The organism is Nitrosococcus halophilus Nc 4 (assembly GCF_000024725.1).
Classification (GTDB): domain Bacteria; phylum Pseudomonadota; class Gammaproteobacteria; order Nitrosococcales; family Nitrosococcaceae; genus Nitrosococcus; species Nitrosococcus halophilus.
Window position 1 is genome coordinate 969,873 of sequence record NC_013960.1, and the last position, 23,269, is coordinate 993,141.

The following is a 23,269-nucleotide window of genomic DNA, read 5'->3' on the forward strand; positions in this document are numbered from 1 at the left end:
TTCCTGATCCGGCCCGTTTTTTTGGAGGGTTACCCATGCTAGCGGAACATCGCCCCGCTAACCCGTCGATCTACGGCAACGACTTTATGCGCCATGTGGGCTACACCACCTGCAAGCAATGGCAGGAAGGGATGTGGCGAGAGGAAATCCCGGCCAGTGCTGAACCCCCCGCAGGATGGGAGGCTTCCTACGCCTTAGGACCCAACCTCAACGATCTCGCACGCCGGGAGTTTGCCGACGGCTGGGACAAGCGCCTGGAAGAGACCCAGGACTGTCGTCGGCCCGTACAAGCAGCAAGGGACCGAGAGGGAAAACGAATTTTATTGGCGCTGCTTCTGGGCTGCGTCTTGTGTTGGATAGCCGTTTTCAAGCTGATTTTTTAAGCCATGGAGATCACCGAAGACGACAAAGAGTTTTTCGAGGAGCGGGCCGCAATCATGGAATACGAGGGAGGGTTATCCAGAGAAGAAGCTGAGAGAGAGGCTAGGAAACTGATGAGGCGAAGAATTCAACGGCGCGCCTACCTGATCGATGAAGCGAAACAAGAGGATTAAACGTGGGCAATATCGGAATACAAGAAGCGATTTTTGAACAGCTAGAGCTGTGGGGCATAAAAGCGATCACCGTTATCGTCTTGGTTGGGCTTGGCGTGATGCTTTGGAAATTATGGCGCGACGAATAATCCAACCGGCCCACTGTAACCCTTTCCCCCTGGGGAATCCTAACCGGCTGCGCCTGCATCAGTTGAAACACGGTTCAGAAAAAACCGGTCAATGGGTCCTCCTGACGGGCCTGAGCAAGGGTACTAAGAGGCTCGGTTTTTGGGTAAATAGCACGGCTCAAAATCAATAATCAATATGCTACAGAATTACGATAGCGTCCTGGCGCAATTGCGCGACGCCGGATTAATCATCCGGCACCTGGATACCTCCGGGCGGTTCAAACGCTGCAAGGTGGAAGGGGATCGAGAGAAGCGGGGCTGGTACATCCTGCATGAAATATCCGGAGATTCCGGACCGTTGATTGTGGGCTCCTTTGGGATTTGGCGGGGGAATGATAACAACGCCCAGAAGATCCAGATCGAGCGCTCCGAGATTTCTGAGCAGCAGCAAAAAGCGTTGGCGGAACGGATCCGGGCGGATCGGAAAAAGGCGGAAGCGGCACGCCGACGGGAAGCCGAACGGGCCGCACTGCGAGCCCAGAAAATGTGGGCCAAGTGTTTGCCCACCGACCAGAGCGGCACCCAGGATTACCTGAGCCGCAAAGGCATCCAAGCCCACGGTGTGCGGTTCACGCCGAGCGGCGCCCTGGTGATCCCGATGATGGATATTGCCGGGCGGATTCATGGCTTGCAGTTCATTCTCAGCCGCCAGGCCCACGCCAAGCGGATCGACAAATTCCAGCGAGACAAAGAATACTGGCCCCCTGGGTTACAGAAGCAAGGCCATTTTTTTCAGGTCGGCGGGGTGCCCAATGGCGTGGGGGTCATCGTCGAGGGCTACGCCACCGGCGCATCGATCTATGAAGCCACCGGCTTGCCGGTCTTCGTCGCCTTCGATGCCCACAACCTCCAGCCGGTCGCCCTGGCGCTGGCCAAGCGCTACAAAACCGTCAAATGGCTCATCGCCGCGGATGACGACAATTTCCAGAAATGCCGGGAGTGCAAGCTGCCGGTCAAAGTTTCGGACGGCGACGACTGCCCCCATTGCGGCGAGCCCCATGGGAAGAAAAACGCCGGTGTCGATGCCGCCTACGCCACCGCCCTGGCGATTGACGGCGCGGTGGCGGTCCCTCGTTTTGAAGACCAAGAAGGCCGCTGGCAGGCCTTCGAAAAACGCGGCAAGAAAACCACCGACTTCAACGATCTCCACCTGGCCGAAGGCCTCCAGTCTGTTCGCCGGCAAATCGAGGAAATCATCGAGTCACGCAAATGGCGGCAACGCATTGCCGGGCCCGCGCGCAGCGGCGACGAATCGCCGGGGGAAGAGGGGACTCTGGTTCCCGTTCAAGGTTTGGACGAACTCCTAGACCGGTTTTCCATGGTTTATGGCCATGGGGGCACGGCCTTCGATCACCGGGAACATATGCTTGTGGCCATGTCCGACGTTCGGGATCTGTGCATCCGCCGGGAACTCTACCGGGCCTGGATGGAGCATCCAGATCGCAAAATCGTGCGGGTGGACGAAGTAGGATTTGACCCGGCGGGCCGAGACACGCAAATCAAATGCAATCTTTGGGAGGGTTGGCCGACAGAGCCGAAAGCGGGCAATTGCCAGTCTCTTCTGGAGCTCCTCGAGTACATGTGTGGCCGGGAAAACCAGAACTCTCAGGCGCTGCTTGATTGGGTGCTGAAATGGCTGGCCTATCCCATTCAAAACCCAGGCGCAAAAATGCGAACGGCCCTGGTTATCCACGGTCCCCAGGGCACCGGCAAAAACCTATTTTTCGAGTGCATCATGCAAATTTACGGCCGCTACGGCCGCATCATCGACCAGTCGGCGGTGGAAGATAAATTCAACGACTGGGCCTCGAAAAAGCTCTTTCTCATCGCCGACGAAGTGATCGCCCGCTCCGAACTCTTCCACATCAAAAACAAACTCAAGGGGCTCATTACGGGAGAATGGATTCGCATCAATCCCAAAAACATCGGCGCGTACGAGGAACGCAACCATGTCAACATGGTGTTCCTCTCGAACGAGCGCATGCCCGTGGTCCTCGAGGAAGACGACCGCCGCCATTGCATCATCTGGACCCCGGAAAAGCTCCCCAAGGCAGTCTATGACGAAGTGGCGGCGGAAATCCGCGACGGCGGCGTCGAGGCGCTCCATCACTATCTGCTCAATCTGGATCTCACCGGCTTCAACGAACACACCCGGCCGCCCCACACCGAGGCCAAGCAGGAACTCATCGAGCTGTCCATGGATACCTGCACCGAGTTCTACCACGATCTTGCAGACGGGGAGTTCGGCGACCTTCATCAATGGCCGGTGCTGTCCGACGACCTGTTCGACCTCTACCGGTCCTGGTGCTCCCTCCGGGGACACCGATCCCCGGCCAGCCAAAGGCGGTTCAATGACATCCTGATACGCAAGCACGGCGCCCAAAAGCTTCGCAAGCAGATCATGACTCCCGCTGGGCGCAGCAATCAAAGGACTTTTTTGATCTTCAGGGACGCGGTTGATAAGCCCCCCGATGAGAGCGAGGCCGTTTGGTATGGCCGATGTGTGGAGAAGGTCCGGTACTTGATTTCCGATTGGAAGGAGTCCAGACCATTCCGTGTCGTCAAATAAATGAAACTTTATAACAAAGTAGTAGGAATAGTAGGGTTCGCAGCAGGAACAGTAGCAGGGTTTTTTGATGGAAATATTCAGCACAATCAGAAACTTATTAAAAGTAGTAGGAATAGTGGGGCTCTACGTGCGCGGGCGCGTGAGAAAAGAAAAATTTCTTCCGGTATTAACCGATATAAATTTCTCCCGCGCGTAAGACCCCTCTATTCCCACTATTCCTACTACTGTATTGATTTTTAAATAATTTTGACCAAAAAAACCCTACTACTGTTCCCGCTACTGATCAATAAACCCAACTATTTAGAAAAAAGAGGAAAAATCATGGCCGATACGGCAGATAAAGCCAGCGATTGGGAAACCAGAGAACGAGAAGCCAGCCTCCAGGCCATCCGGCGGGCCGCCGCGGCGATACCCCCCGGCAAGCCCGGCGATTGCGAGACCTGTGGCGAATACTCCCCTCGACTGGTGGGGGGCATATGTGCGCCCTGCCGAGACTTTTTGGCGATGACAAAGGGGTAACAAATAGTGACTCCCTGACGGCAATCAAGAAATCACCATACCCATGATGACCGAAGAAAAACTCACCCTCACCGAATTCGCCCGGCGGGCCGGTTTCCGGCCAAGCTACGCCTCCCAGCTCAAGCGCAACGGCCGGCTGGTGATGGACGGGCGCAAGGTCCTCTTCCGCGCCTCCCTGGAGCGGATTGAAGAGACCCGAGACCCCTCCAAAATCACCCCCAAGCCGGCCAGCGGCATCCCGACCCCGGAAGCCCAGGCCATTCGGGAGGGGATGGCGGCCAAGGCCGCGGTGGAAAGACCGCCCCAGACCGTCCAGGCGTCGTTTTCAGGCGATGACTCCGATAGGGAAGGGCAAGACGACCTAGAGGACACCAGCGACGCCCCTGTGGGCTACCAAGCCGCCCGGGCCAAGCGCGAACACTTCAACGCCGAAATGGCCCGGCTGGAATACGAAAAGGCCATCGGTCAACTGGTGGAAATCGACCTGGTGCGGGAAGTCATTCTCAACGCCACCACCACCTTCCGCGCCAAGCTCGAACAAATGGCCGAAAACATCGCCGGCCGGGTTCAGGCCGCCCCGGATGAAGCCGAGGGGAGGGCAGTGGTGATGGAGGAAGTCGAACACGCCCTGGGGGATTTGTCACGGGCGTTTGAGAAGCTGGCTAGGGATGGGGGGCAGTAGATGGGTATGTTATTAACCAACCCCTCCCTGCATTTGACAGTCGCGCCCGCTCGGGCCTATATTGACCCTGCCGCGGCAAAATCCGTGGCCGGGATTGACAGCCCGAAAGACCATGAGGCGCAAACGCGCCGCCAACATCCGTTGGGTGCGTTTTTTTATGCCCGCAAGATTATCTATGGCGGGCCATTTCGGGAGACCTTCGGGTCTGCCGGTGTCCTTGTGGGCCGGTCTGTCAACCCGTTATGGCCCGTCACCCTATTGACAGGGGGTGATGGCTCCAAAACTAACCGCAAGGAGTCCATCATGACACCTATCACTCAAGGCACCACTGCGCCTGCCGTTTTTCAGTTCCAACAATCCTATCCCGTCCGCGTCATCGTCCTCGAGGGAGAACCCTGGTTCTGCCTGCGTGATGTGTGCGACGTATTGGAGATTAAGCAGCCAACAAAGGTCGTTTCTACCCAGCTAAATGAGGATGGGGTGAATAAAATTCACGTCACCGATTCGCTAGGAAGAAACCAAGAAACATGGTTTATCTCCGAACCCAACCTCTACCGGGTCATTTTCCGCAGCAACAAAAAAGAAGCCCGCCAGTTTCAAGACTGGGTCTTTGAAGAAGTCCTCCCGGCCATCCGCAAAACGGGCCGATACGACGCCCACGACTTTGAACCCGAACCCCGCCTCTCTTCCGCCCAACGCCTTGAATTGGATCAAGCGATCAAACACGCCCTTACAGGTCTTTGGGACGAATGCAGCGACGAAACGGGCAGGCAGTGGGCCTGTAATCGGCTTCGAGTCATGCTTCATCTTCGCCGCATCGAGGACATGCATCCCGACCAACTGCCCTTGGCGTTCGCGGAGCTGGAGCGGCTGAAGGAGGACCTCAGCGCTTTTTTTGAGTACCGGGCAAAGGAGCGGCGCTTTCTTTGCCGAGAGATCATCGGCGCGGGCACGCCTTGGACGCCTCACCTGACTAAGCAATTGATGGCGGAGTTGAAGCAAACCGTCCCGCCCCGCCCGGATTGGCTGGAAATGCGCAAGAAACTGCTGAATCAGGATTAGATTAGGAAATGGAGTAGTGAATAGCTACCCCACTTCACGCGAATCTACAAAGTTAAGTTCAACTGAGGTCGTTATGACCATAGTTGCTGGGGAAAAAGGTAGAAAAAAATGAACGACTTAATTCCTTTCAATTTTGATGGACATGATATCCGTGTGGTGATGATTGATGGCGAGCCTTGGTTTGTCGCCAAGGATTTGTGTGATGTACTGGAAATTGGAAATCCATCTGAAGCCATGAAGCGTTTGGACGATGATGAAAAAATGACCCTCAGTAATACTGAGGGTCAAAAAATTAATACCGAGAGCCATTCTGGTAAACGTGGTGGTGCGCAGTTTTTTAACGTGGTAAATGAATCTGGGGTATACAACCTAATATTCGCCAGCAGAAAACCAGAAGCAAGACGTTTCAGACGCTGGGTCACTTCCGAACTTCTGCCCACCCTCCGCAAAACCGGCCACTACGCCATGCTCGGCGCTGAACCGAGCGGACCCCGCGTTCCCGCCCACGAGGCCGACAAACTAGTCGCGGCGGATCGGGTCTTCCGGGCCATGCTGCGCGCGGGCCGCGCGGCGGGCTTGCCGACGCCGACGGCTTTGAAGCGGGCCAACCTGGAAGTCGTTCGCCAGACCGGCATCGACATCCTAGAGAAAACCGGCTGTGTCACGGGAGACGACGTTCAAGGCCCGGATTGGAGCGAGCACAGCAGCGCCTTCCAATTCGTTCGGGCCTTGACCCAGGGGGAATTCTCGTCGCTCCACGAATACCCGATGAGATCCCAGGACCTGTTCGAGTTCTACCGGGACTGGTGCAAATCCTCCCAGCGCTGGCCGGAATCGCAACGCGCCTTGAACGCGGCCATGGTCGGCTACGGGCTGGCGCGCCGGGTGCGCGCAAAGATGATGGATCTGGAAACCGGAGAATATGGCAATCAGCAAAGGGTCTTCGTCCTTCCTGGAATAGACGTGCCCCATTCCGGGATTTCGAAATGGTATAGCTATTGGTCGGAGCAAGCCCTGTCCGTCATGGATAGCCTACGCCACCAATGGGTCAACGCCTAACATGACTCCATCCGCCAACCGTCAAGGAAAACTTGACGCTTCACCCCTCTACTCAGCCTTCGCCCGGGGCATTGCCCCCCGGCGCAAAATCAGCGTCTCCCAATGGGCGGACGGCCACCGGGTGCTGTCCACCAAGGAAAGCGCCGAGCCGGGACGCTGGCGGACCTCGCGGAACGGGCTGCTGCGCGAGCCCATGGACTGCTTCTCGGCCCGCTCGCCGGTTCAGGAAGTCGTGCTCAAATTCCCCATCCAGTTCGGCAAATCGAGCGTGGCCCAAAACGTCCTCGGCTACGCCATGACCGAACGGCCCGGCCCCATCATGGTCGCCCTGCCGGCGGAAGTCTCCATGAACAAATGGATCGTGCAAAAGCTCAATCCCATGCTGGAGTCCACCACCGTCCTGCAGGACGTGCTCACCAGCACCGCCAGTCGGGACGGGGCCAATCGCCGGGAATTCAAGGAATTCGCCGGCGGCCAGCTCTACCTGGAACACGCCGGCAGCCCCGCCCGGCTCAAGTCCACCAGCGTCAAGCTGCTCATCGTCGACGAGCTGGACGAATTCGCCGCCAATCTCAAGGGCGGCGACGATCCCGTCGCCCTCCTGGAAGGGCGGGTCTCCGCCTTTATCTCCGTCGCCAAGCAACTTTACATCGGCACGCCGACCATTTTAGGGCTCTCCCGGATTGACGAAAAATACCAAGACAGCGACCAGCGCCGCCCCTACGTGCCGTGCCCCCACTGCGGCCACCAGCAGCCCCTGGAGTGGAAGGGTCTGCAATGGCTCATCGACGAGACCAAGAAAAAGATTATCAGCGTCGCCTACGTCTGCCGGGACTGTGGCGCGCTCATCGACGAAAGCCACAAGCCCCAAATGCTGGCCAACGCCCGTTGGGTCCCAGAAAATCCCGGCCACTGGCGGCGGGGCTATACCGCCAATTGCCTCTACTATCCCGTGGGCCTCGGCCCCAACTGGAAGCAACTGGCCCAGAACTGGCTGGAAGTCCAGGACGATCCCGCCCGGCTCAAAACCTTCGTCAACGACCGCCTGGCCGAAACCTGGGAAGATCCCACCACCCGCCTGCTCCGTCACAACGCCATCGCCGAGCGGGCCCAACCCTACCCCCTGCGCACGGCCCCCGAGGGCGTCCTGGCGGTCACCGCCGGGGTGGACACCCAAGACAACCGCCTGGAAGCGGTCATCATCGGCTGGGGCCGCAAAATGCGCTTCTGGGTGCTGGATTACGCCGTCCTCTACGGCGATCCGGCGGAGGAGGGCGTCTGGACCGCTCTGACCGATCTGCTCAACCGGCCCCTCCAACACGAAAACGGCGCGCTTCTTCAGGTGCTGGCCACCGCCATCGACATGGGCGGCCACCGCACCGAAGCGGTCAAGTCCTACGTCCGGGACCGGCGCATCGCCCGCCCCATGGCCATCAAAGGGGCCAGCGCCAACACCGCCCCGATCCTGGGCAAGCCCACCATGGCCGACGTGGATTGGCGGGGCCGCTACGACAAGCGAGGGGTGATGATTTACCAAGTGGGCACCGTGGCCGCCAAACACTGGCTTTATGCCCGCCTGTCCCGAGATACCGAGAAGGAACCGGAGCAACGCCTTTGCCATTTCTCCAGCGAACTGCCGCCGGAGTTCTTCCCCGGCCTCACCGCCGAGACCTACAACCCGGCCAAAAACCGTTTTGAACTGAAGCGCAACGTGAGGAACGAACCGCTTGATACCACAATTTATTCATTCGCCGCCGCCCACCATCCGGAACTTCGTCTCCACCGGGCCACCCACGCCGACTGGGATCGCTACCAGCGGCTCATCCAGGCCCAGCAGGGTAAAAACAAAGTCGAGAGCAGGAACCCCACGCCAACCCAGCCGACCCAGCGGCCCAGAAGATCCGCGCCCCGTCCGGTGACACCTTCGCTGGGGAACTCCGATTGGAACAGCAAACTTTAGGACATCGAATGAAAAGCGAATCGCAACGGATACTGAAAGAGGCTTTTGAAAATATCGACAACCGCGCCGCTGAACGTGATACCGAGCAGGAGCGCAGCATGGCCAGGGCGGTCGCGCTTTTCAACGCGTATTCCGGCAAGGATTTGACAGAGACCGAAGGCTGGATGTTCATGTGCTGCCTCAAGATGTCAAGGTCAAGGGCAGGCAGTTTTAATCGGGATGACTACGTGGATTTGGCGTCTTATGCGGCGCTGGCAGGGGAATGCGAGCAAGAAAAACATTCAGACTAATCGGCAATTCCAACAAACACAGGAAAGCCCATGAGGACCGACAACACCCAAGACGACGCCGCCGTGGAGCTGCGAAACATCCTCACCGCCGCCATCGGTCAGGCCTTCGACATGAACGAGAACGTGGCCCTGCCCCTGGCTGAGCGGATCGCCGAGCATTTGTTCACCCTCGCGGGGGGTAGCAAGCTGTACGTGCCTAAGCTAGACCGGCAGCAGCGCAATGCCGCCATTCTGGAACAGTTTAATGGCCGTAATGCCGCCGAGCTGTGTGGCCGGTATGGGATTTCTAAAGCCCAGTTCTATCGGATTTTGGGGTAGGCGGGCGTTGAGAGGTATCTGCCAACATGGAACCTTTTTCGTTGTTTCTCTCTCAGAAAATAGGTTTGAGATCGATATATAGATAGTTGGGGCCTATTTTAGGCCCGTAATAGGGCCATAAAATGGCCCGATATTTGCCCAATTGACATTTGTAGGCTTAAGTGACTTAAATAGCATTGTGGCATAGTAGCTGCATGTTACCCACGGGTGTGGGGATGAACCAGCAATAGAAGGCTGCCTATTCTAAGCTATTGAGATATTAGGAGATGGGAAATGGGAGTGAAAAGTTATGAGTGTCAAAACAACGGTTTTTGGTGGAATCCACCTCTCAGGTGAGGATGCAGAAAAGTTTGAGCGACAAGTAACCTATGGTCGTCCTAAAAAAGCTGCAAAAGAAGGATATGAGCGAGGAAAACTCCTTGTAGAAGAATATTCCAAGAAGGGTTATTCAACAATAACCCCACGGAAAAAATAGCTGGCAGCAGAATATTTAGAATAAAGAATTGTCAGATAATATACCGGAACTAATACTTAGACCTATAAAGCCCGAGGATAAACCCTCGGGCTTTTCTCTTGGCTCAGAAGAAGCCGCTCCACTAAAGGCGTTTCTTCGGAAAGATGCGAAGGTATACCATTCAGAGAATATCTCAAAAACTTTCGTATTGGTTGAAGCAATCCCCCAACCACGTATCAAAGGCTATTTGACGCTCGTTTGTAGCGAGATTTCCCATGAAGGTTGCATTGAACTCCAAGAGTGCCCACAGGCAAGTAAATATAATTATCCTGCTATAAAGTTAGCTCGCCTTGCCATACATAAAGACATTCAAGGGGCGGGATATGGTAGAGGCATGATTGACTGGTGCATAGCGCATGTGACTGAAAATATAATGCCCCATACCGGTTGCCGCTTTCTGGTGGTTGACTCAAAGCCTTCTGCCGTTAAGTTTTATGAGCGGTCCGGGTTTACGATACTGGATACATCGGGTAATCGTAGTAGCCCCTCCCCGGTCATGTATATCGATTTGCATAAGGTTAAAAGCAGTATTTAATTGACAACCTTTACCCTTTCGGCAACTCTAATCCTTTAAGGGGTTTGCGAGGTGGTTTTGTGATGACGGTCATTGTCCAAGAGGTGTACACGGCTTTCAAGGAAGCGGGGGTCAGCGAGGAAAGCGCCCGAAGCGCGGCGGAGGCGCTTACCGGCTATGGCGACAGGTTCCATGATTTGGAGCGGGAGATGGACCGCCGTTTCAACGAAGTGGATCAGCGCTTCAATGAGATAACGCGGGAAATGGACCGCCGGTTTAATGAGGTCGATCACCGCTTCAATGAGGTGGATCAGCGCTTTAATCGTGTGGATGTGGAGTTCGAAAAATCTAAAGGGGTGCAACGGCTGCTCCAGTGGATGCTGGGCTTTAACCTGGCGTTGACGGCCGCCGTGCTGTTTTTGCTGCTTAGGTCAGGGATTTAGTTTTTGAGTTGACAGCTCCCTGCTTGCAACCAGTTTGGGGTGTAGTGGCGCGGGCACACCTTGGACTCTGCATAGGTAAAGGGTCTAGCCTTATTCAGTGCTTCTTTGGGGGCTGGCTTTTAGTTAGCAATAGACAAGACCTAATTCCTAGACGTTTAACCCATTTTTAATATAGATGCTTCCTTCACTTGTTAAACTGCCATAGGCAAAGCGGAAGTTGCCTTATCAGAAATTTCGAGCGTGTCTGGATAAATAAGAATCTCTTTCCCTCTACGACGCTTGTAAGCACTATAACTTAGGTAAAACTCCTTCTGCCTCATACTTGAGTAAAGGTGTCGGATAGATTCGACATCATCATACGTCATGATCCATGGAAATTGCGCCTGTAATTCTAGATATTGAGCAAGCAATCTATGATCCTCGTGAGAAAACCTATTCATGTACAGTTTAGCCCCCTTAACGTAGTAAGGAGGATCCAAGTAAATGAATAGCCTTCCGCTCGCTCTCACTCTCTTACCGATACCCTTTAACAACTCGATTCCATCTTTCTCATAAATATTAATCCTTTCAGAGTACATTCCTATTCTTCTAATTCTTCGCGCGAGTGTATCACGATTAAACCTGGCATCAATCTTGTAGTCTCCTGATTGCTTGTAGCCCCCAATTGGCCCGCCATTATGGATAATTCCGGAACGAGTTGTTCTGTTTAAGTAAAACGTTGCGAATCCAAGGCTAAGTTTATCTTTGCAATCACAAGCTTCGTATATTTTTCTTTGTCGCCGCCACTCTCTAACACTCAACTCTGCATCATAAATAAGGCTAATAAAATGATCATTGTATTCAGTCACAGCTCGCCAAAAAGATGAGATTCTAGGATCCGCATCGTTTATCGTTATTGACTCAACATATCCTTCAAAAAGCAAGCGAAGTGCTGCGCCCCCACCACCAGCATATGGCTCTATATAATGAGGCTCAATTAATTCATTGCTTCTCATAACTTCAATCAAAAAAGAGGAAAGAGCAGCCTTTCCACCAGGATAGCGCAATGGACTATAATGTTCTGCCATATCTGTTCTTAAGAATTATTCTTATTAATTTAATATGATTTCTAACATTGGTTCCGCTCGTTGCCAAAGTACTCTTAAATCTCCTTCCGTCGGAGTAACATAAGGATTATGTGTAAACTCATTAAAGCCATCAATGGTAATAAAATACAAAGTATCCCTAGATGCCAGCGATCTAACAGATTTATAACCATCAGCCGTCATTCCAGGGAAAATGCGCTTATCGACCGCATAGCTGATCATATCCCTTAATCGGGGTGTCCAGTCTGGATTACGAGTGCGCTGCTTTCCATTTTTATCAAAATGATTGCAAACTGCTTTCGCATGACCCTCTTTCTTTATATACTCCCACAATGCTATATCAATTAAAACTCGGAGCATCACTCCAGTGGAATTTCTTTGTTCTATGATCTTAAAAGATTTTATCTCCTTGAAGAGCGTGCTGATCTTGCTATTTCTAGATCTACATACAAACCCACGAGGCACAACTGAAGGAGACGGCTTCGGAGAGTACTTCCTCTGCGCGGCAGATCTTTTTGTCCCAGCATCAGGTACAATAAAGTCATCTTTCCTTCCCAAAAATTCATCTGGATCAAAAGAGCCCCGCTTATTCGTTTTCGGAAGTTTTTCCTCTACCTCCTTAATATAACCTTTGAACCCGGATTCATCATTTATCTTCCGAGTCATCCCTTTTGTTGTCGCTACATCTGACACAACTTGGGAAAGAACTGCCTTAAACCTATCTGGATGAACAATTCCCCGAAAGCCTTTTTCATCATTGAGTTCTATACCAAGAAACTTTCTTCCTACCTGCGACTCTATAAACCGTTCCAAGGTGGTTAATGGAAACCTTGGATCTTCTATCTTTTGACGGATTTCTGCATCCAGGTCAAGCGATAAGGCAATTCGATGAAGTTTCTCAGAACGCAGAAAATTTCGAACCTGTGCCAATGAAACACCTATTCTTTCAGAAATTTCTAACGGAGTGAGTCCTTCCTCAACTAGCTCATAATAAAATCGAGCTTGTTGAAGAGAAGACCACTTACGTTTGGCATCTCCAGTATGCAGTGCAGCGATTATAGGCACTGCTGACAGCCTATCTGGGACAATTGCAACATCAATTCTCTCTAGCTCTGATAGGTCAGTCTCGGAGGACAGCTTGCGAAAGTAGTTGACCTGTGTGTCAGTAGGGGCTAGTTCAGGCTTCAACAGCAATTTTATTGCTGCAAGGCGTCGATTACCTTCCAGAACAGTAAATCGCGGTCCGTTCGAGACTACTACCAGGCGTTCGTTCGCAAATAATCCTAGCTTAGCTATAGAAGATGCTAGGCTTTTAACGTTTTCATGGGCAAGTAGCTCTTGTAGAAGCTGCCTCTGGTTATCCGAACGCCTATCGGAAGGAATTCTAGTGTTCTTCGGATCAAGCAGAAGACTTCCTACTTTTACTTGAGCTGATTTGGTTTCAACCGCCACATCGCCTCTCTTTTTTATGTGATATTCAATACTGCTTAAGCGAGCTATAGTCACCTATCGGCATCCTATTCTTGTCCTTAACCCTCCAAGGCAGTTGACAACCCGCTCCCCTTCCGCTACCGTTAATTTAGGTGCTGAACACACCTCACAGGCGGCTAACCGCACCCGTCAGACTTGCGGTTTTTTTGTGCCCACAGATTATCGAGTACTTATGGCCGGGTGGCGCGCAGCTATACAAGACCCGAAAGGGAAAATCTGCGGGCGGCCCTGTGACCGTGTTCAAGCGCCCGGCCGCCTCCTACACAGGGGGCAACAAATGAACGAAATCACAGGAGACTGCTATGAACACTATAGCGCCCATCACCATTAACAACACTCCGCTTTCCCCTATCGTTTTTAACAACACGCCAGTCATCACCCTAGCGATGATGGACAAGGTTCATGAGCGCCCTGAAGGTACAGCCCGCCGCAACTTCAACACCAACAAAGATAAGCTGATTGAAAGGGAGGATTATTTTCACGTTACCCGGAAAACCCCAATGCCCGAAAAACGGACATTGGACGAAATTCGTACATTGGGAATCCCACCGAAAGGAATCATCCTCCTCACCGAATCAGGCTACCTGCTTTTAGTTAAGAGTTTCACGGACGATCTAGCTTGGAAAGTCCAGCGGCAATTAGTGAACGGGTACTTCAAGGCCATTGGCCGAGACAACCTTAACACTGAGCAGGAACCACCCCACCTTCCCTACGCCACCAAAGAACAACGCGAACCCCTCATCAAAGCCGTGCGCCGTCTGGTCAGCGTCTCCAACGCCAAGGGTAGGCCCCTGACCCATGAAGACGCCCACAGCATCATCAACCTGAAAATGGGCGTGGACAGCGTGGAAGCTCTCACCCTGGAGCAAATCCCCAAGGCCATGACCCTGGTGGGCGAAATCCTGGAGCGGGTCGTCCTGGAAGGGGAGTACATCGGCAAGGATGACGCCCCTTACCCTGATCCCGAATGTTACCTTTCTCCGGCCCAGCGCCTCGAATTGGATCAGGCGATTAAACACGCCCTTACGGGTCTCTGGGACGAATGCAGCGACGAAACGGGCAGGCAGTGGGTCTGTAACCGGCTTCGAGTCATGCTTCATCTACGCCGCATCGAGGACATGCATCCCGACCAACTCCCCTTGGCGCTGGCGGAGCTGGAGCGGCTGAAACAAGATCTCAGCGCTTTTTTTGAATTTAGGGCAAAGGAGCGGCGCTTTCTTTGTCGGGAGATTATCGGCGCGGGCACGCCCTGGACTCCTCATCTGGCCAAGCAATGGAAGGCGGAGCTGAAGCAGACCGTGCCGCCCCGCCCGGATTGGTTGGCCATGCGCGAGAAACTGTTGCGCCAAGCCGAGGATAACTAGAAGCCCTCCACTCCGGCCCCGCCGCCAAGGTGGCGGGGCTAATATAACCGTTATACTTGTGTAATGCGTAAAAACTGATTGGAGGGTTTATGCCGAATCCTACCCAAGACTATTATGCCTGGACTCAAGAGACTATTGAGAAGCTGCGTCAGGGCAAATGGAATGAGGTCAATATGGAGGACTTGATCGAGGAGATTGAAGATATGGGGGCCGGTGAGCGCAACGAGCTAGAGAATAGACTTGTGGTGCTACTGGCTCATTTGCTTAAGTGGCGATACCAGCCGGAGCGTAGGAGCCGAAGCTGGCGCCTGACCATTGAAGAGCAGAGACAGCGAATTGCGAGACGTTTGAAGAAAAGTCCGAGTTTGCGGCCACGTCTGCCCGAATTGGGCGAGGAAGACTCGTATCCTATCGCGGTCATCGTGGCGGCAAGGGAAACAAACCTAGAAAAATCCACCTTCCCCGCCACCTTCGAGGAAACGGGCTGGACCTGGGAGCAGGTGCAGGACATGGAGTATCTTCCAGACTAAAGCGCACTTGCGGCACTAACGGCCCCGCTGCTTCGGTGGCGGGGCCGCTTGCTTGACAAATCATCTCATAAACCCATTCGGCGGATAATTTTCCCACCCTAAAAAATAGTCTCATTTTGGGCCTGAAATGAGACTCCATCCTAGCGGACAATGCCCCCAATCAACTTTTGGGGGAATCGCCGTGAGTACCGCCACCGACATGCTCGCCAAGTATCTGGCCGCTGAATCCGCCTTAACGGAAGGCAAAAGTATCAGTTGGGTGGATGGCCGCCAGCTCACCCGTGAAGATCTAGCCGAAATCCGCAAAGGCCGCAAGGAATGGGAACGGCGGGTGGCCGCCGAGGAGGCCCAGGCCGCCGGAGCGCCCACCATCGGCGGGTTAGGCTATGCCGTGGCCCGGTTGGACGGCTGATGGAAGACCTCTTCCAGCAACTCAAGCGCCATGAGGGCCTGCGGCTCAAGCCTTACCGGGACACGGTAGGCAAGATGACCGTGGGTTATGGCCGCAATTTGGAGGACCGGGGCATCTCCGAGCAAGAAGCGGAGCTGATGCTGATGAACGACGTTCTCCATTTTCAGTCCCGGCTATCACAATATTCCTGGTTCCTGGTCATGAACGAAACCCGCCAGGGGGTCATTATCAACATGGCCTATAACCTGGGGATGGGCGGTCTGCTCAGCTTCAAGCGCATGATCGCCGCCCTGGGAGATCGCAATTACACCCTGGCGGCTTGTGAAATGGTGGATTCACTTTGGGCGAAACAAGTGGGGAACCGCGCCGCGGAGCTGGCCGAGCAAATGCGCCTGGGCTGGAGGATTCCCTTTTGAACCCCATCGATAGGCTCGTCGAATACTTTGCCCCTCAGGCGGCCCTCAAGCGCCACGCCGCCCGGCAGGTGCTGGCCTATTACGAGGCCGCCCGGCCCTCCCGCAAGCGCAAGTTTTATCGGGATAACGCCGGACCCAACCGCCAGACGGAACAGGGCGCGGTCCCCATTCGCATTCAGGCCCGGCACCTGGAGCAAAACCACGATCTCACTCGCGGGGCCATCCGTACTCTGGTGAATAATGTCGTTGGTCCGGGCGGGATTGGCATCGAGCCTCAGCCCCGCCGGGCGGATGGCAGCATTCACGAAGAATACGCCAATATCTTGCTGGAAGCCTGGCGGGACTGGTCACGCAAACCGGAAGTCACCCATCGCCATCATTTTTCCAAGGTTCAACGTATTGCCGCCCGCTCCTGGATACGGGATGGTGAAATGTTCGCCCAAATACTCCCCGGGCGGGTGCCGTTTCTCGATCACGGTACTCGAGTCCCGTTCTCTCTGGAATTGATCGAGGCGGATATGGTGCCCTTCGAGTTTACCGACGAAGGGCGCGGTATCCGGCAAGGAGTCCAGCTCAACCAGTGGGGCCGCGCTATCGGCTATTGGGTCTATAAATCCCATCCCACCGATGGGCTCCGGTTCGTCAGCCAGCGGGATTTGAAATTCGTTCCCGCCAGCCGGATGCTTCACCCCGCCTTTATCGACCGTATCGGCCAGGTGCGGGGCGTGTCCGAGTTCGCCTCGGTGATTACCCGGTTGGAGGACATCAAGGACTACGAAGAGTCCGAGCGGGTGGCCGCCAAGATCGCCGCCATGCTCACCGCCTACGTCAAGCGGGGCAATCCGGACCTGTACGACCCCAACGCCTTGCCCCGGGACGAAGAAGGCAACCCCCTGCCTCGGGAGATTAACTTCCAGCCCGGCATGGTCATTGACACCCTCAACATGGGAGAAGAGATCGGGCTCATCGACTCCAAGCGGCCCAATCCCAACGTGGTCACCTTCCGCCAAGGCCAGCTCAAGGCCTTCGCCGCCGGTTTGGGGGCCAGCTATTCCAGCGTCAGCCGGGATTACGATGGTACCTATTCCGCCCAGCGGCAGGAGCTGGTGGAGCAATGGGTCCATTACGCGGTCCTGACCGATGACTTTGTGGGGGATTTCATCCAGCCCATTTGGGAGGAATTCGTCAATGTGGCCGCGCTTAGCGTCGCGCCGGTGCCCGCCGATGTGGTGCCCGGCACGGAAAACGACGCCAGTTACATCGGTCAATCCATGCCTTGGATCGACCCTCTCAAGGAAGCCATGGGCTATCTGCGTCTGGTGCGGGCCGGTTTCGCCTCCGAGGCGGAGGTGATCCGCAAGCGGGGCCGCAACCCCAAGGACGTGCTGGAGCAAATCAGCGATTTCCGCAAGCGAGCCAAGGAGCGGGATTTGACCTTGGATTCCGACGCTTCCGTCTCAAGCAGCACACGGTAAAACCTATGCGATTAAAACCATTTCGACTGTTCAACCGGGGCAGGCGAAGCTCCAGAGCCACCGAGATTCGCCGGGGCCCCTTCAGCCTCCGGGCCTTGGCCGACGATTCGGCGGAGATCTACATCTACGGCGATATCGGCGGATGGGACGAGGAATCCATCGACGCCCGCCGTTTCGTCCAGGACCTGGCCAGTTTGGAAGCTCGTCTGATCACGGCGCGGATCAACTCCATCGGTGGTTCCGTCTACGACGGCCTGGCCATTCACAACGCCCTGGTCCGCCATCCGGCCCAGGTCACTACGACTATCGACGGCATCGCCGCGTCTATCGCTTCCCTGATTGCCATGGCGGGCGAGGAGCGGACCATGGCCAGCAATGCCCTGCTGATGGTTCACGCCCCGTGGACGTTGGCCATAGGCAACTCGGAAGAATTCCGGCGAATGGCGGATATGCTCGACAAACATTCCGAGGCCATGACGGCGGCCTATGCCGAGGCCACCGGCCAATCCGCCGAGGATATTTTGGCCCTGTTGACCGACGGGGAAGATCACTACTACACCGCCGAGGAAGCCCAGGCCCTAGGTTTCGTCCATTCCGTCGGGAGCGAGCAACCCGTGCCGGAGGACCTGACGGCGATGCTGGCCCGGCGTTATCCCTCCTTTCACTCAAACAAAAGGAATCAACACATGTTGTTTGGCAAGAAAAAATCCCGAACTCGACCCGCGCCACGGGCCGGGACCCGGTTGGCGGCGGTGCTCAATGGTCGCATTGACGCCCTGACCGACGAGGACACCTCCCGCAGCGATATCATCGCCGAGATGGCCCGCGAGGCGGGCATTCGAGAGGATACGGTCAATCAAATTTTGAACGGGTCAATCGACTGCCCGCCCCTCAACCGGCTGGAAGGCTTTAGCCAAACCCTGGAGATGCCCCTGGCAGACCTGCGCAGCGCCGCCGAAGCCGATGGCGTGAACTTTGGCGAGGAGGGCAATCCCGCCGCCTTCGGGACTCGTCGCCTGGCCACCCCCCAAGGCAGCGCCGGCGAGGGCCACTCGGAAGCGGTGCAAGCCGCCCTCCGCCTGGAAGCCAATCGCCGCAAGGACATTAAAAACCGCTTCCAGCGGTTCATGAACCGGGAGGGCGTGGCCGCCTTGCTGGAGGAATGCCTGGACGATCCCAGCATTCAGCCCCAGGACGCCTCCGATCAGCTCTTGGCCCACATGGGCCAGGGCGTCGAGCCCATCCAGGGGCGTAACTTCGTCTCCGGTGAAGACAGCCGGGACAAATTCGTCCGGGGTGCGACTTCGGCCCTGCTGGCCCGCATGGGCGCGGAGAAGCACGACCGGGCCAATCCCTACCGGGGCATGCGGCTCCATGAGATCGCCCGGTCCTGTTTGAAGGATGCGGGGCTCAACGTGGACGGCCAAACGCCGGAGGAATACGCCGCCAAGGCCCTCAGCCATGGTTTGATTCGCGGCGCGCAAACCACCTCGGATTTCCCGGTCATCCTGGAAAACACCCTCCATAAGATGATCCTCACCGGCTTTATGGCCATCGCCACCACCTGGGACCGGATCTGCAAAGTGGGGGACGTGACCGATTTCCGGGCCTGGAATCGACTGGTGCCGGGCCTCATCGGCAATTTGGATGGGGTCAATCAAGCCGGGGAATATCTCAACAAGAACATCCCGGACGCGGAAAAAAACACCATCCAGGTCAGCCGCCACGGCAACATCATTCAGATCACGCCGGAAACCATCGTCAACGACGACTTGGGTTATGTCCAAGACATGGCCAACGGTCTCGGCGGGGCCGGTGGCCGGGCAATCGAGCGGGCGGTGTATACCTTACTGGAAAGCAATCCCACCATGAGCGACGGGACGGCCCTGTTCCACGCCAATCACGGCAACCTGGCCGCCAGCGGAGCCGCGCCCACCGTGGACCTACTCGACAGCGCCGCCGTGGCCATGGCCCAGCAAAAGGCGCCCGGCGATGACGCCGAATACCTGGACATTCGTCCCGCCGTGGCCCTGGTGAATACATCTCTGCGGGGCAACATGCGGGTATTGGTGGACGCGGTGTTCGATCCCGATACCGCCAACAAGCTCCAGAAGCCCAACAAGGTCAACGGCATCGTCCAGGACATCGTGGACACCCCACGGGTCGCCGCCAATCCCTGGTATCTGTTCGCGGACCCGGCCATCGCCCCGGTGCTGGAAGTGGTCTTCCTCAACGGCCAGCGGGAGCCCCGTCTTGAAATGGAAGAAAACTTCCGCACCAGCGGCCTGGCCTGGAAGGTGGAGCTGCCCTTTGGGGTGGCGGCCATCGATTACCGGGGCGCATTTAAAAATCCGGGAGCCTAGTCCGGCATGACCCCTGTTATCGGTGATCTCATCCAAGGCGGCGTCAACGCGGCCCTGGACGTGGTGAAGTCCTACTTCCCGCCGGACATGCCGCCGGAGGAAAAGGCGCGGTTGGAGCGGGACCTGACCCAAGCCCTGGCCGCCCACCAGCTCACCCAAGAGCGGGAGCGCACCCAGCGCCACGGCGCGGACATGGCCAGCGATTCCTGGCTGTCCAAAAACATCCGCCCCTTGGTGCTGGTGTATCTGATGATCGCCTGGACGGTGTTTTCAGTGCTGTCCATTTCCGGCGGCATGGTGGATGCGGTTTATGTGGGGATGCTCAAGGAAATGCTCATGGCCGCCTTCGGCTTCTATTTCGCCGGGCGCAGCGTGGAGAAGATCACCGCTATTTTGAAAGAACGTAAGGTTAGGAGCTAAAGATCATGTCCAATAATTATATTCAGCCGGGCAATGTCATCGACTACACCGCCGGCAGCGACATTGCCTCCGGGGATGTGGTCGTCATCGGCAACATGCTCGGGGTTGCCAAGACCGACATCGCCACCGGCGAAACCGGCTCGGTGCAAATTACCGGCGTTTTCAAATGCCCCAAGGTCAGCGCGGCGGTCATTGCCCAGGGCGAAAGCCTCACTTGGGATGTGTCCGCCGGGGCCTTCGATGATAACGCCGCCACGCCAGCCAGCGGGGATGTGACCGGACCGCCGGCGGTGGCCTTCGCCGCGGCGGGTAATGGAGACACGACCTTGCTGGTCAAATTCACGGGCGTTCCCGGCACGGTCACCTAATGGCCGTGGCTGATGATAGCTTCCATGCGCAGATTCTTTCCCGCCTCGATGACCACGGGGAAGAAATCCGGGCCTTGCGGGGTTTGGTGGAGCGGCTGGTGCGCATCGAGGAGCGCCAGCAAGCCCACTCGGACACCTTCGCCCGCTTTGGCGTGCGCATCGAGCGCCTGGAATATCAAATTCAGCAACTCAATACGGAACATGGACAATCCTCTGTCTCCATCGCTTGGTTGGAGCGGGGGTTGTGGCTGATGTGCATCATCGGCGCTTGGCTGGTGAACCAGTGGATCCATCACGGTGGCTGAGTTCAGCGGCATCCTGGTCAACGCCATGACCTCGGCCATGGCGGTCTTCGGCGAGCCGGTGACGGTCATCAAAAAAGATGACAGCCAGATCGAAGTCCTAGCGGTAGTGGAGAAGAACGTGGAGATTGTAGGCGAATACGGCCAACGAATAGACCGGCGGGATCGGCTCTGGTTCCTGAACCACCAGGTTTTGGTGGAAATCGGGGATCGAGTGGTCCTGGATGACGTGGAACGGACGGTGGACGCCAGGGACACGGACGACGGCGTTTCCCGGGCGGTGTGGTTGCGCTGATGGCCATCACCCTTCAAGGCCGAGGACTGGGCGAGACGCTGCAAACGGTACGGCAAATGCCTACCCGCTTGGCGCGGACCCGAACCCGAGCCATCAACCGCACGGCCAGGGAGGGCAAAAAGTTCACCGCCCAGAAAGTGTTTGAGAGCGTGAATCTGAAAAAGTCCGATATCAATAAACGGCTGAAAGTGGAAAAGGCCACGCGATCAAGACCCGAGGCTAAATTGACTGCCGGTTTCCGTCCCCGCTTGCTGTCCCGGTTCGGGGCCCGGGCGAGAACTCAACGGGTGAAACATCCCGAGCGGTCCCAGGGCTTTCCCCGTTTCGGCATCCCGCCAGGGCGTAAGTTCGCCGGGGTCAGCGTCAAGGTCAAACGGGGCGGGAGCCGGGCGCGACTTCCTGGCGGCTTTCTCTTGGAGCTTAAAACCTCTGGCGCGGTGGGTCTGGCCGTGCGCACCGGACGCGGTCCGCAGGCGTACAAAGTGCTGCACGGCCCCTCCGTGCATCAGGTGGTTGGGTGGCACGAGGAGGCCATCGAGGCGTTCATCCGCGAGGACCTGGCTCGGACCTTTGACGAAGAATGGGCCAAAGAATTGGAGCAGATCCGATGACCCTTTCCGGCCAAATTGGCAACGCCCTTAAAGCGCGCTTGGACAACATTCTCACCGCCAACGGCTATCGCACCGATGCGGGGCAGGACGTGGCCCTGGGTTGGCGTCATCAGGATGACTCCTTTCCTCTGCCCAACTTGACGGTCGTGGAAACCGGCTACGAGATTTTGGGCGACGCCAAGCGGGGCGGAAATTTACGGATACAGATTGAATGGACTGTAGAGGCGCTCACGGAAATCGGCCCTTCCGCCCAGGAAACCCTCTATGACATGGAGGCCGATGTGATCCGGGCGGTCCATGACCCCAATCCCGATCTGGATGGCCTGGTGCGTAGCCTGCGCTATACCGGGCGGCAGCTTGCCGGGCCGGAAGAAGGCAGCCGCCTGGCGGCGGTGCAAGTGCGATTTATTAGCGAACATGCCGAGCAGATACCCTGATGCGATGTAATGCGGTTCAGTGCAATTCAATGCGGTTATAAATGAGGAATCAAACCATGGCAGAAGACACACAAAAAACGGAAAAGCCCATGAACCGGGTGAAAGTGAAACTCAAGAAAAACCACACCCATAAAGGAAAAATGCTCAAGCCGGGCGACACGATGGATGTCCGAGAGGACCAAGTCAAATGGCTCAAGTCCCACGGCATCATCGAATAATTCAATTAAGCCAACCGTAGGATGGGTAGAGCGTAGCGAAACCCATCAAGACCAAACAACGAGGTAAAGAAAATGGCAGGGTTTCTAGGCTCAGGAGATTTATATTTCAACCGCAAAGTGAGCGGCGTGGATCAAGGCTGGATCTTGCTCGGCAACGCCACCAAATTCGCTATCCAAGAACAATCCGAAATCAAAGAGCGGCCCTCCAGAATGCGGGCCACTTATGGTCAGGTTCTGGACACGGTCCCCATCAAGCAACCGGCCCAGATTAGCGTCACCCTGGACGACATCAACAAGGATAACTTGGCCTTGGCCTTTATGGGCATCGTCAGCGATTACAGCCAATCCTCCGGCTCGGTGACCGACGAATCGGTGACGGGTAAACACGACGTTTACGTCGATCTGGCCAACCGCAACGTTTCATCGGTAGTCCTCACCGACGATCCCATGAGCGAGACCTATGTGGAAGGCACCGACTACGAGGTGAATACTCGGCTAGGCATGTTGAAGATCCTCTCTACCGGCAATATCGCCGACGGGGCGGCGCTGCTGGTGGATTACGACTACGGCGCCATCTCCGGCAATCAAGTCCAGGGCGGGGCGGAGCCCCTCATCCGGGGCGCGTTTCGCTTGGACGGGCGCAACTTCGCCGATGATTCCTTGGTGATTGTGGATGTGTGGGAAGGGACTTTGGCCCCGTCTAGTGAGTTCGATTTCCTTTCCGAGGATTTTGCCCCGATTGAGCTAGGTGGTTCCATGACGACTCCGAGCGGCAAATCCGAGCCGTACATCGTCCAAACCGACGTGGTGTTGAGCTAACCGCCGCTCATT

Annotated in this window: 30 protein-coding genes; 28 read left to right on the forward strand and 2 right to left on the reverse strand. The window is 56.0% G+C overall.

Translation table 11 applies throughout. The annotated features are described in order from the left end of the window. The first annotated feature begins 35 nt into the window (after nucleotides 1–35). The 14 genes from NHAL_RS04805 to NHAL_RS04860 all read left to right on the forward strand — a co-directional run bounded on the left by NHAL_RS04805 (nucleotide 36) and on the right by NHAL_RS04860 (nucleotide 10,651). On the forward strand, nucleotides 36–383 hold the full coding sequence (locus tag NHAL_RS04805) for a hypothetical protein (protein WP_013032040.1): 348 nt from the start codon (nucleotides 36–38) through the stop codon (nucleotides 381–383). Nucleotides 384–386: 3 nt separating this feature from the next. Next, nucleotides 387–554, forward strand: coding sequence for a hypothetical protein (locus NHAL_RS20930; RefSeq protein ID WP_013032041.1), 168 nt, complete (start codon nucleotides 387–389; stop codon nucleotides 552–554). 2 nt (nucleotides 555–556) lie between these two features. Next, the gene (locus NHAL_RS22210; protein ID WP_013032042.1) at nucleotides 557–682 is read left to right on the forward strand and encodes a hypothetical protein; all 126 of its coding nucleotides are present in this window, start codon (nucleotides 557–559) and stop codon (nucleotides 680–682) included. Nucleotides 683–857: 175 nt separating this feature from the next. Further along, the gene (locus NHAL_RS04810; RefSeq protein WP_013032043.1) at nucleotides 858–3,290 is read left to right on the forward strand and encodes a DUF5906 domain-containing protein; all 2,433 of its coding nucleotides are present in this window, start codon (nucleotides 858–860) and stop codon (nucleotides 3,288–3,290) included. Between the two features lie 321 nt (nucleotides 3,291–3,611). After that, complete coding sequence (locus tag NHAL_RS04815; RefSeq protein ID WP_013032045.1) at nucleotides 3,612–3,809, forward strand: hypothetical protein; 198 nt, start codon at nucleotides 3,612–3,614, stop codon at nucleotides 3,807–3,809. A 142-nt stretch (nucleotides 3,810–3,951) separates the two neighbouring features. Beyond that, nucleotides 3,952–4,491: a hypothetical protein gene (locus NHAL_RS04820; protein WP_157862481.1), complete on the forward strand. Its 540-nt coding sequence runs from the start codon at nucleotides 3,952–3,954 to the stop codon at nucleotides 4,489–4,491. Further along, nucleotides 4,492–5,553 carry a BRO-N domain-containing protein gene (locus NHAL_RS19640; RefSeq protein WP_049780581.1) on the forward strand — a complete coding sequence of 354 codons (1,062 nt, stop codon included), beginning with the start codon at nucleotides 4,492–4,494 and terminating at the stop codon, nucleotides 5,551–5,553. 108 nt (nucleotides 5,554–5,661) lie between these two features. Then, complete coding sequence (locus NHAL_RS19645; RefSeq protein WP_013032048.1) at nucleotides 5,662–6,612, forward strand: BRO-N domain-containing protein; 951 nt, start codon at nucleotides 5,662–5,664, stop codon at nucleotides 6,610–6,612. 1 nt (nucleotide 6,613) lies between these two features. Continuing rightward, a complete protein-coding gene (locus tag NHAL_RS04835) occupies nucleotides 6,614–8,572 on the forward strand; it encodes a phage terminase large subunit family protein (protein WP_013032049.1) in 1,959 nt (652 codons plus the stop codon). Further along, entirely contained in the window at nucleotides 8,554–8,862 is a 309-nt protein-coding gene (locus NHAL_RS04840) for a DUF6378 domain-containing protein (protein WP_157862482.1), read from the forward strand. Before NHAL_RS04835 ends, NHAL_RS04840 begins: the two co-directional genes overlap by 19 nt. A gap of 30 nt (nucleotides 8,863–8,892) precedes the next feature. Continuing rightward, nucleotides 8,893–9,180: a Mor transcription activator family protein gene (locus tag NHAL_RS04845; protein ID WP_013032051.1), complete on the forward strand. Its 288-nt coding sequence runs from the start codon at nucleotides 8,893–8,895 to the stop codon at nucleotides 9,178–9,180. 289 nt (nucleotides 9,181–9,469) lie between these two features. Beyond that, nucleotides 9,470–9,655: a hypothetical protein gene (locus NHAL_RS04850; RefSeq protein ID WP_013032052.1), complete on the forward strand. Its 186-nt coding sequence runs from the start codon at nucleotides 9,470–9,472 to the stop codon at nucleotides 9,653–9,655. Between the two features lie 28 nt (nucleotides 9,656–9,683). After that, nucleotides 9,684–10,229, forward strand: a complete 546-nt coding sequence (locus NHAL_RS19650; protein ID WP_013032053.1) for a GNAT family N-acetyltransferase — start codon at nucleotides 9,684–9,686, stop codon at nucleotides 10,227–10,229. Nucleotides 10,230–10,291: 62 nt separating this feature from the next. Continuing rightward, on the forward strand, nucleotides 10,292–10,651 hold the full coding sequence (locus tag NHAL_RS04860; protein WP_013032054.1) for a hypothetical protein: 360 nt from the start codon (nucleotides 10,292–10,294) through the stop codon (nucleotides 10,649–10,651). A 191-nt stretch (nucleotides 10,652–10,842) separates the two neighbouring features. On the opposite strand, the gene NHAL_RS04865 is transcribed toward NHAL_RS04860, so the two are convergent. Both NHAL_RS04865 and NHAL_RS04870 read right to left on the reverse strand, forming a co-directional pair. Beyond that, nucleotides 10,843–11,718, reverse strand: a complete 876-nt coding sequence (locus NHAL_RS04865; protein ID WP_013032055.1) for a DNA adenine methylase — start codon at nucleotides 11,716–11,718, stop codon at nucleotides 10,843–10,845. 24 nt (nucleotides 11,719–11,742) lie between these two features. Then, nucleotides 11,743–13,242 carry a hypothetical protein gene (locus tag NHAL_RS04870; RefSeq protein ID WP_013032056.1) on the reverse strand — a complete coding sequence of 500 codons (1,500 nt, stop codon included), beginning with the start codon at nucleotides 13,240–13,242 and terminating at the stop codon, nucleotides 11,743–11,745. 287 nt (nucleotides 13,243–13,529) lie between these two features. Here NHAL_RS04870 and NHAL_RS19655 point away from each other — a divergent pair, with 287 nt between their 5' ends. From NHAL_RS19655 to NHAL_RS04935, 14 genes are all read left to right on the forward strand, one after another. After that, the gene (locus NHAL_RS19655; RefSeq protein ID WP_013032057.1) at nucleotides 13,530–14,591 is read left to right on the forward strand and encodes an ORF6N domain-containing protein; all 1,062 of its coding nucleotides are present in this window, start codon (nucleotides 13,530–13,532) and stop codon (nucleotides 14,589–14,591) included. Nucleotides 14,592–14,680: 89 nt separating this feature from the next. Beyond that, the gene (locus NHAL_RS04880; RefSeq protein ID WP_013032058.1) at nucleotides 14,681–15,121 is read left to right on the forward strand and encodes a DUF29 domain-containing protein; all 441 of its coding nucleotides are present in this window, start codon (nucleotides 14,681–14,683) and stop codon (nucleotides 15,119–15,121) included. Between the two features lie 181 nt (nucleotides 15,122–15,302). Further along, nucleotides 15,303–15,533: a hypothetical protein gene (locus NHAL_RS04885; RefSeq protein WP_203434359.1), complete on the forward strand. Its 231-nt coding sequence runs from the start codon at nucleotides 15,303–15,305 to the stop codon at nucleotides 15,531–15,533. Further along, nucleotides 15,533–15,949, forward strand: a complete 417-nt coding sequence (locus NHAL_RS04890) for a glycoside hydrolase family protein (RefSeq protein WP_013032060.1) — start codon at nucleotides 15,533–15,535, stop codon at nucleotides 15,947–15,949. The genes NHAL_RS04885 and NHAL_RS04890 overlap by 1 nt, the downstream gene beginning before the upstream one ends. Beyond that, nucleotides 15,946–17,424: a phage portal protein gene (locus NHAL_RS04895; RefSeq protein WP_013032061.1), complete on the forward strand. Its 1,479-nt coding sequence runs from the start codon at nucleotides 15,946–15,948 to the stop codon at nucleotides 17,422–17,424. The genes NHAL_RS04890 and NHAL_RS04895 overlap by 4 nt, the downstream gene beginning before the upstream one ends. A 95-nt stretch (nucleotides 17,425–17,519) precedes the next feature. Beyond that, the gene (locus NHAL_RS04900; protein WP_157862483.1) at nucleotides 17,520–19,787 is read left to right on the forward strand and encodes a ClpP-like prohead protease/major capsid protein fusion protein; all 2,268 of its coding nucleotides are present in this window, start codon (nucleotides 17,520–17,522) and stop codon (nucleotides 19,785–19,787) included. A gap of 6 nt (nucleotides 19,788–19,793) precedes the next feature. Further along, nucleotides 19,794–20,207, forward strand: coding sequence for a hypothetical protein (locus tag NHAL_RS04905; RefSeq protein ID WP_013032063.1), 414 nt, complete (start codon nucleotides 19,794–19,796; stop codon nucleotides 20,205–20,207). A 5-nt stretch (nucleotides 20,208–20,212) separates the two neighbouring features. After that, nucleotides 20,213–20,575 carry a DUF2190 family protein gene (locus NHAL_RS04910; protein WP_013032064.1) on the forward strand — a complete coding sequence of 121 codons (363 nt, stop codon included), beginning with the start codon at nucleotides 20,213–20,215 and terminating at the stop codon, nucleotides 20,573–20,575. Next, entirely contained in the window at nucleotides 20,575–20,880 is a 306-nt protein-coding gene (locus tag NHAL_RS04915) for a hypothetical protein (protein WP_013032065.1), read from the forward strand. Before NHAL_RS04910 ends, NHAL_RS04915 begins: the two co-directional genes overlap by 1 nt. Next, nucleotides 20,873–21,172, forward strand: a complete 300-nt coding sequence (locus tag NHAL_RS04920) for a hypothetical protein (RefSeq protein WP_013032066.1) — start codon at nucleotides 20,873–20,875, stop codon at nucleotides 21,170–21,172. Before NHAL_RS04915 ends, NHAL_RS04920 begins: the two co-directional genes overlap by 8 nt. Beyond that, complete coding sequence (locus NHAL_RS04925) at nucleotides 21,172–21,783, forward strand: phage tail protein (protein ID WP_013032067.1); 612 nt, start codon at nucleotides 21,172–21,174, stop codon at nucleotides 21,781–21,783. The genes NHAL_RS04920 and NHAL_RS04925 overlap by 1 nt, the downstream gene beginning before the upstream one ends. After that, entirely contained in the window at nucleotides 21,780–22,220 is a 441-nt protein-coding gene (locus NHAL_RS04930) for a hypothetical protein (RefSeq protein WP_013032068.1), read from the forward strand. Before NHAL_RS04925 ends, NHAL_RS04930 begins: the two co-directional genes overlap by 4 nt. Nucleotides 22,221–22,276: 56 nt before the next feature. Then, nucleotides 22,277–22,438: a DUF7210 family protein gene (locus NHAL_RS20935; RefSeq protein WP_013032069.1), complete on the forward strand. Its 162-nt coding sequence runs from the start codon at nucleotides 22,277–22,279 to the stop codon at nucleotides 22,436–22,438. 72 nt (nucleotides 22,439–22,510) lie between these two features. Further along, nucleotides 22,511–23,257: a phage tail tube protein gene (locus NHAL_RS04935; protein WP_013032070.1), complete on the forward strand. Its 747-nt coding sequence runs from the start codon at nucleotides 22,511–22,513 to the stop codon at nucleotides 23,255–23,257. Nucleotides 23,258–23,269: the final 12 nt, after the last annotated feature.